The sequence below is a fragment of the Microbulbifer rhizosphaerae genome (assembly GCF_014191725.1).
Taxonomy (GTDB): Bacteria; Pseudomonadota; Gammaproteobacteria; order Pseudomonadales; family Cellvibrionaceae; genus Microbulbifer; species Microbulbifer rhizosphaerae.
Genome location: NZ_JACHWZ010000003.1, coordinates 301,608 through 310,150, shown reverse-complemented (window position 1 = coordinate 310,150; position 8,543 = coordinate 301,608). Strand labels below are relative to the sequence as shown.

General features: G+C 58.6%; 1 protein-coding gene. It reads left to right on the top strand.

The window, feature by feature from the left end:
* Positions 1-125 precede the first annotated feature (125 nt).
* A complete protein-coding gene (locus FHS09_RS04805) occupies positions 126-8,393 on the top strand; it encodes a calcium-binding protein (protein WP_183457283.1) in 8,268 nt (2,755 codons plus the stop codon).
* Positions 8,394-8,543 lie beyond the last annotated feature (150 nt).

Sequence of the window (8,543 nt, the reverse complement as noted above, 5' to 3'; positions counted from 1 at the left end):
GAACAGTGCTGTCAAATCGGAGTTGTTGCATTATCTCGATGCCATGAAATCTGCGGCCTAGTCGCGGAAGTGTCAAAATTTATGCAATGATTGGGTTTTCTTATGGAGATGGCAATGATTTCGTAATGGATCAATCCTCCGGGAATTCAATTGTTATTGAAGGGGTAACGATTGGTTTGCTAACCGGCGTTTCCAGCTCCAATAATATCTATGAAAACGACAGCGGCGATATCAACCTGACTGAGACTGACAATGGCTTTGTTATCACCTATGAGAATGATTCCGGTGAAATTGGCAGCATAGCTGTCACCGGTGAGCTGGAAGATTTTGGGATAACACTCAACGACTACCAGGAAGAGGAAAGGGAGGAACCGGCGGCCGGACCCGATCCGCTGGTGGTTGGCGACAGCAATTTGGGCACCGCAGATGACGCGGATTGGATGTACTTTCGTTACGACGAGCGGATCGCGGAGGGCCAAGGGGATATCAATGATGCGGCGATGATCCTGGATACCCGCCTGGTGTACCAGAATCCCACTTTGCGCGAGAAGATTTTTGAAGGCGGCGACCATAACGACGTTCTGACTTCAGACCCGACTCGGAGCGGCGAATACCTTTACGGAATGGGCGGTGATGACTCCATCACAATAGATTCCTCGGGGGCAAGTATTGGTGTGGGTGGAGATGGTAACGATCGCCTTGAAAGCATCAACCGTAGCTACCTGCTTGGCGACGATATGAATCGGGACCTTGAAGGCCCGATAGAAAATGACGGCAGCGGTGAGGATGTGCTCGTCAATAGTGGAAGCACCGAAGCCAGGTTGGATGGTGGCGGGGGCAACGATCTGCTTAAAGGCTCTGATACCGCCACTGGTTGGCTCGCCGGCGGTAGTGGCGAAGACCAGATCATCGGTGGCGGTGGTGCGGAGGTCATTCTGGGAGACGGTAATATCTATTTTGACTTTTCCGGCGGCGGGAGTATTACCCTGCGGGTCCAGGATGTGATCGATGATTCTCTCTCTTATGATGATGTAATCGATGCTGGAGATGGCGACAATCAGATACTCGGCGGCGCCGGCGACGATAATATCACCGCCGGCGCGGGAGAAGACCTGATCTGGGGTGATGTGGGTCCGGTGGATGCTTATAGCGGGGGGCTGATTCTTTCACGGGAGCTGCCCGGAGAGCTTCATGGCAACGATGTTATCCATGCCGGAGCTGGCAATGACACGGTGTTTGGCGGCGGTGGCTCAGATATTATTTTTGGTGGAGAGGGGGATGATATTCTCGTCGCCGACGATGACCAGCTTCCGGATCTGGAGCCCGGTGAGAATTACCTTGATGGCGGTGCGGGTAACGACGAACTTTATGGCGGCGATGGCAATGATGTATTGCATGGTGGTGACGGGCAGGACCGTTTGGATGGCCGGGACGGCGATGACTATCTCTCAGGTGGTGAGGGTAACGATGAGTTGATAGGCAGGGAGGGAGACGACGTTGTCATTGGCGATGGCGGTGACGACCTTCTGTTAGGGGAAGCGGGTAGTGACTATCTCGACGGCGGCGACGGCAACGACTTTATTCAGGACTACTGGGGCTGGGAGAGCGGCGACCACAACACTTTAATCGGTGGCATGGGTGACGATATGCTGCTTGCCGGCGGCGCAATGGACAGCCTGTACGGCGGTGCGGGTTCTGACACCATCTTTGCCGGGGCCGGCGACGATATTCTGTATGGTGGTAACGGCGAAGCGGATTACCTGATTGGGCAAGCCGGCAATGATATCTTGATAGGAGGCGCAGGCACGGATTTTATGTATGGCGGTGCCGGCAACGACACCTATCAGTTCGGATTGGGTGATGAACTGGACGCAGTTCAGGATAATTCCGGCAGCAACAGGATTCTGATCAACGGGGCTTCTGCCGAGAATGTAGGGCTCTACCTCACCGGGAATTCGCTTATTTTGCATTACGGTGAAGGTGACGCGGTATACCTTTCCAGAGATTCGCTGGCCTCCACCCGCATCTTCTTCGATGGTGTTGAATACAATTCTTCCGAGCTTTGGACGCTCATTCTGCATCAGCTGCTTGGTTTGGGCAGCGGACTAGGTGGCGTACAGACAACAGGCTCCAGCTCCACAATGGGCCTTATGGCAGTCACTATGGACATAGGTGCTATGTCAGAGCCGGGTTCCACCCTGACTGCCTGGTATGCCGGTCAACTGATTTCCATAGACTCAACCACTGTCGGTATCGATCCGGAGGACCCCAGTACCTGGCTGCAAAACGGCGCCGTTTCCCTGACCGGCGCTCTCGTCTTTTACACCAATGCCACCGGCGATGTAATGGCCGGCGTTCCAGCCGGCGACGGCACCTTTCTGGCGCCGGCGGGTGCGGTAACCGAGCATACCCTGCTGCCGGATGGCACTCTGCTGTCCCGCAAGCCCAACTTCGCTTCCGAGGAAGATCTGGTAGCGACTCCGGGTGAGGAGATCGAGTTGCCCTCGGGTGCCGAGGGTGATACCTCCGGCATTGACGCCAACGACGAGGTGATCGACGGCACGACCGGCGATGACACGATCGATGGCGGTGAGGGCATGGATCTGATTCGCGGCGGGGAGGGCGGGGATACCCTGGACGGCGGCATCGGCAACGATATTGTATTTGGCGGTGCGGGCAACGATACAGTGATCGGTGGCGTTGGCGACGATTTCCTCTACGGCAATGAAGGCACGGATCTGTTGCAGGGCGGTGCAGGCAACGATTACCTGGACGGTGGCGACGGCGACGATATCCTGCAGGGCGGTGGCGGCAACGACCTGCTCATCGGCGGCGCGGGCAACGACACGCTTACCGGCGGCGCCGGCTCGGACAAGTATTTCTTTGGTCTCGGGTATGGCCAGGACGTGGTGGACAATACGGGCGATACCGGCTTCAGTACCATTGCCTTTGCCGAGGAGATCAGCCCCTACGATGTAAAGGTCACCAGAAACGGCGACGACCTGCTGCTGGCAGTGGGCGACGGCGGCGATACGGTGACCGTTACCGGTTATTTCGCCAACGAGGCAACCACGGCGCGCGCGGTGGACCAGATCGAGTTCAACAATGGCCAGACTGTATGGATTATTAATGATGTTAAAGCCCTCGCCCTGATCGGCGACGATGCCGACAACACCTTGCGGGGCTACAACAACAGCGATGATGTGCTGATGGGCATGGAGGGCAACGACCTGCTGATCGGTGGCGCCGGGGGGGATACCCTGGAGGGCGGCACGGGCGATGACGCCTTGCAGGGCGACAGCGGGGACGATACCTATATTGTTGACCTGGGCGAGGGGCATGACCGGATTGTCGATCTCGCGGGCGAGAACAATATCCTGCAGTTGGGGCCCGGCGTACAGGTTGGGGATGTCAAAGCCATACGCGACGGGAATGATCTGTTGCTCTCCCTGGAGGGCGGTGCCAGCTCGGTAACTGTTTCCAACTATTTCGGCGCCGCGGGGGAAACGGTTTCCTCTATCAACTTCGACGACGGCACAGCCTGGGATCTGGCACAGGTGAAACAGCTTGTGCTTACCGGCACCGATGCGGCGGATACCATCAACGGTTACGATTCTGATGACACACTCGTCGGCAAAGGTGGAAACGACCTGCTTACCGGCAACGGCGGCAGTGATACTTATCTGTTTTCTGCCGGGGACGGTCAGGACCTGATCGTTACCGGCGAGACGGATACCGCTACTACGGAAACCATTCTGTTCGACGAGAGTGTCAGCGAGGAATCAGTCTCGGTTCGTCGCAATGGCAACGACGTAATCCTGGATTATGGCGACGGCGACGCGGTAACCGTAAGGGACTTCTTCGTTGCGGAGGGCGCAACGACTTCGGCGATAGATCGGGTGGTGTTCAGCAGCGGGGCGGTGTGGACGACGGAGGACCTGAAAGCCAAGGTGCTGATCGGGGACGTCCAGGCTAACACTATCGAGGCCTACAGCTCCGACGACCTGCTGATCGGCAATGGCGGTAACGACACCCTGATCGGTGGTGCCGGTGACGATACCTATCGTTTTTCTGCCGGGGATGGCGCGGACCTGATCGACGACCAGGCCGGCACCCAGGATCGTATCGAGTTTACCGACGTGAACCCGGCGGATGTACTGCTGCGCCGGGACGGCGACGACCTGCTGATCACCAACACCGTCAGTGGCGATACCGTCCGCGTGCGGGAACAGTTCTCGACACTCCCCGGGCAAGTCAGCACTTCGGCCATCGACAGCATTGCCTTTGCCGATGCCACCGTCTGGGATTATGAGCAGATCAAGCAACAGGCGTTGGCGGGAACCGGCAATGCCGATGAGATCCACGGCCATGCGGATGCAGACACCGTGCACGCGGGAGCCGGGAACGACACCGTGTACGGTGCGCTCGGTGCCGATACCCTCTTCGGTGAAGACGGTGCAGATACCCTCTACGGGGAAGAGGGCGACGATGAAATCCACGGCGGGGCCGGCAATGATTATCTTGCTGGCGGTTCCGGCTACAACCACCTCTACGGTGATGCGGGTGACGATACGCTCGTCGGCAATGGCTTGTTGGATGGGGGCGAAGGCAATGACGTCCTCAGCGGCGAAGGGAACAGCATGTTGATCGGCGGTGCCGGCAACGATACGTTATCCGGCTCTTGGGGTAATGATGTGTATCGCTTTACCGCGGGGGATGGCCTGGACCTGATCAATGATGGTGGTGGCGATCAGGATCAACTGCAATTCACCGATGTCAATCCGGGAGACGTGCTGTTGCGCCGCGACGGCAATGACCTGTTGATCACCAACACCCTGTCCGGGGACAGCATTCGTGTCGCGAACCAATTCTCCACTCAGGCTGGCGTGATCAATGCTGCCGGTATCGACAGTATCGTCTTTGCCGATACCACTGTCTGGAATTACGAGGAAATCAAACAGCAGGCACTGGCCGGCGCGGAAGGTAACGACGAAATCTACGGCCATGCGGATGCGGACAACATAACCGCCGGTGCCGGAGACGATACCGTGTACGGTCGCGTGGGCAACGATACCATCGATGGCGGACTGGGTCAGGACAGCCTGTACGGCGAGAGCGGCGACGATGAGATCCACGGCGGTGACGGCGCCGACACCATTCTCGGTGGCGCGGGCAATGATCGGCTCTACGGCGATGAAGGCGACGATGTCATCGAGGATTACTCCGGAGAAAACCTGATTCGCGGTGGCATTGGTGACGATCAGTTGACCGGCAATGGCAGCCTGTATGGCGACGAGGGTGCAGATACACTGACCGGCAGCGGCCTGCTGGATGGCGGTGCCGGAAATGATCTTATTACCGGTGAAGGGAGTGATACGCTGATTGGCGGAAGCGGAGATGATGTGATCTCCGCGTACAGCCAGCCCTTTACTCAGAACAGCAACACGCTGGAAGGTGGAATCGGCAACGACACTTTGTTCGGTTCCTTCGGCAATGACGAATACCGATTTAACCTCGGCGATGGCCACGACACCCTGACCGAGCGCCGCCAGGGCGAGGACTACAGCAATGTGGACCCCTCTTCGGATACGCTGGTATTCGGTGCGGGGATTTCCCAGGCGGACTTGCAGTTCGAGCGTCATGGAAACGATTTGTTTATCCTGCATAGCAACGGTACTGATTCGATCCGCATCACCGACTGGTACAGCGGCGGTTCCGACCACTTCAAGATCAATACCATTCAATTTGCCGATGGCTCCAGTCTGGCGTTATCGGAAATCGAGGATCTGGCGGTCACCTATGGAACAGCCGGGGACGATACCCTGCTGGGTTACCGGAGCCTGGACGACAGAATTCGTGCCGGCGATGGCAACGACCAGGTTTGGGGGCGGGATGGAAACGACACACTTTACGGCGAAGGCGGTGACGACTACCTGGACGGCGATGCCGGTGACGACCTGATCGAGGGTGGCGCCGGGGCGGATACGCTGGTTGGTCGGGCAGGTTCGGATACGCTGATTGGCGGTATCGGCGATGACAGCTATGTCTATACCGCTGGCAGTGGCAGCGACCTGATCATTAACGGCGATGGTGGCTACGACGGCCTCTTTTTCCTGGACGGTATCGATAGGGAGCGACTCAGCTTCGAGCGCGACGGCGATGACCTGCTGGTATTGGTCGATGAAGACCCTACGCAATCCGTACGGGTACAAGACCACTTCCTCGGCGGTGATCACGCTATCGACTTCGTGCAGCCGGACGGTGGTTTCCTGCTGGATACCGAGGAAATCAACCAGATAATTGCCGGTGGCGGCAGTGACTACGACGCGGTGATCGAAGGCACGGCAAGTTCCGAGCAACTGGTAGGCACTTCCGGCAGGGATCTGATTCAGGGCCTTGCCGGCGATGATACCCTCTTCGGCATGGCCGGCGACGATGAGCTGCAAGGCGGAGCGGACAACGATTACCTTTCCGGCGGCAATGGCTCCGGAAGCGGTTCCGGCAATGACACTCTACTGGGAGGAGATGGCAACGATATCCTCAATGGAGAGGATGGCGACGATTGGCTCGCCGGCGGCCTGGGCGATGATCGCTACTACTACACCGCCAACGGCGGTGTGGACACGATAGACAATACCGGTGGCGGCTTCGACGGCATATTTACCCTGGATGGGGTAGGGCGCGATCGGCTGAGTTTTCATCAGGATGGGGACGATCTGGTTATCCTGGTGGATTCCGACCTGGGTCAGCAGATACGTGTGACCGGCCATTTTCTCGGCGGCGAGCAGGCAATCAGCTATGTACAGCCGGACGATGGCGGAGCCTCGATAATGGCCACCGATATTCCCGGTTTGCTGCAAGCACTGCCGGACGGCGACGGAGACAGTGGCGGGGACCCCGGCGAGGGTGGAGAACCACCGGTCCCTGAAACTGGCGGTGATGACGTAGTCAATGGCACTGCCGGCGACGATATCCTGCTCGGCGGGGAGGGCAGCGACACGCTCCATGGCGATTCCGGAAACGATACCCTGATCGGTGGATCGGGCGATGACGTATACCTCTATTCGGGCGGGCAGGACACCATCGACAGCCGCGGTGGCGGTACCGATACCCTCCGCTTTATTGGAGGCATTACCTTTTCCGAAGTCGCCTCATATCTCACCAAGTCCGGGGATCACCTGCTTCTCAGGGTCAACGGCGGTCCGGATCAGGTTACCCTGACGAACTTCTTCCTCGGCGGCGAGCACCTGGTCGAAAACATCGAATTCGAAACGGGCGGCTCACTGACGGCCCAGCAGATTTTCGATGCGTTCGGCCTTCCCATGCAGGACCCGCAACCGGCATTCGACAGCACTGTGGAAGGCACCACGGGAGACGACTCCGGGTTGTCCGGCTCCGCGGGACGGGACCGGATCCGGGGAGGCAATGGCAACGACCTGTTGCAGGGTATAGCCGGCGGCGATCGCCTGGAGGGTGGCAACGGAGCCGATACCCTGGAGGGCGGAGAGGGCGCGGATGTCCTGTCCGGGGGGCGGGGCGACGACATCTATATTTTCCGTCCTGGAGACGGGCAGGACGTTATCGACAATACTGGCGGCGGCCATGACGAATTGCGCTTCGATGGTATTGACTTCAACCAGATTTCCAGCGGTCTCACCAAGAGCGGCAACGACCTGGTGCTGAACGTCAGTGGCGGCAGCGATTCCGTCACCCTGAAAAACTGGTTCCTGGGTGGAGATTACGTTGTAGACACCATCAGCTTTACCTCCGGCGGCAGTATTACCTCGGAGCAGATATTCGGTGCCTTCGGCCTCTCCAACCCCGGTCCGGCCGGCTCTCCCGATTACCAGAATCTGCCCGACGAGCGCAGCTACGCCAACCTGGTAGCGGCCAATGCTTCCGCGCATACCATTCTCGGTTCCTCGGATGCGGACTTTATCGATGCCGGCGCCGGCGATGATGTCATTGATGGCGGGGCGGGGAATGATTACCTGATCGGCGGCGATGGTAACGACACCTATCGCGTGGGTGCCGGTGCTGGACAGGACACGATCAACAACCTGTCCAACAACCCTGCATCGGATACTGATGTCCTGCAATTCCTGGCCGGATTCGACGAAAACAACCTGTGGTTCAGCCGCGATGGCGACAATCTGGTAGTCGATGTGATCGGTTCCGATGAGCAGGTCACGATTCAGGATTGGTATACGGGCAGCGGGCAGCAGCTGGACGAAATCCGCACCGACGATGCCGTGCTGCAGGCCGATATGGTCGACAACCTCGTCAATGCCATGGCGGCATTCGGCGCGCCGCCTGCCGGTGATGCTCAGCTGCCGCAGGAAGTTCGCGACGAGATAGCGCCGGTTATCGCCGCCAACTGGCAGGCAGCCTGACCTGTAGGAGCGGCGACCACCAGGGATGGCGGGGTGCCGCCCAGCGGAAATGCAGATTTTGCAGGAGCAAAAATCTGTCGATGGCCGCGATCGATCTGTGGGTTGAACCACTGCCGATCGCGGCCATGGGCCGCTCCTACACGGTGTGTT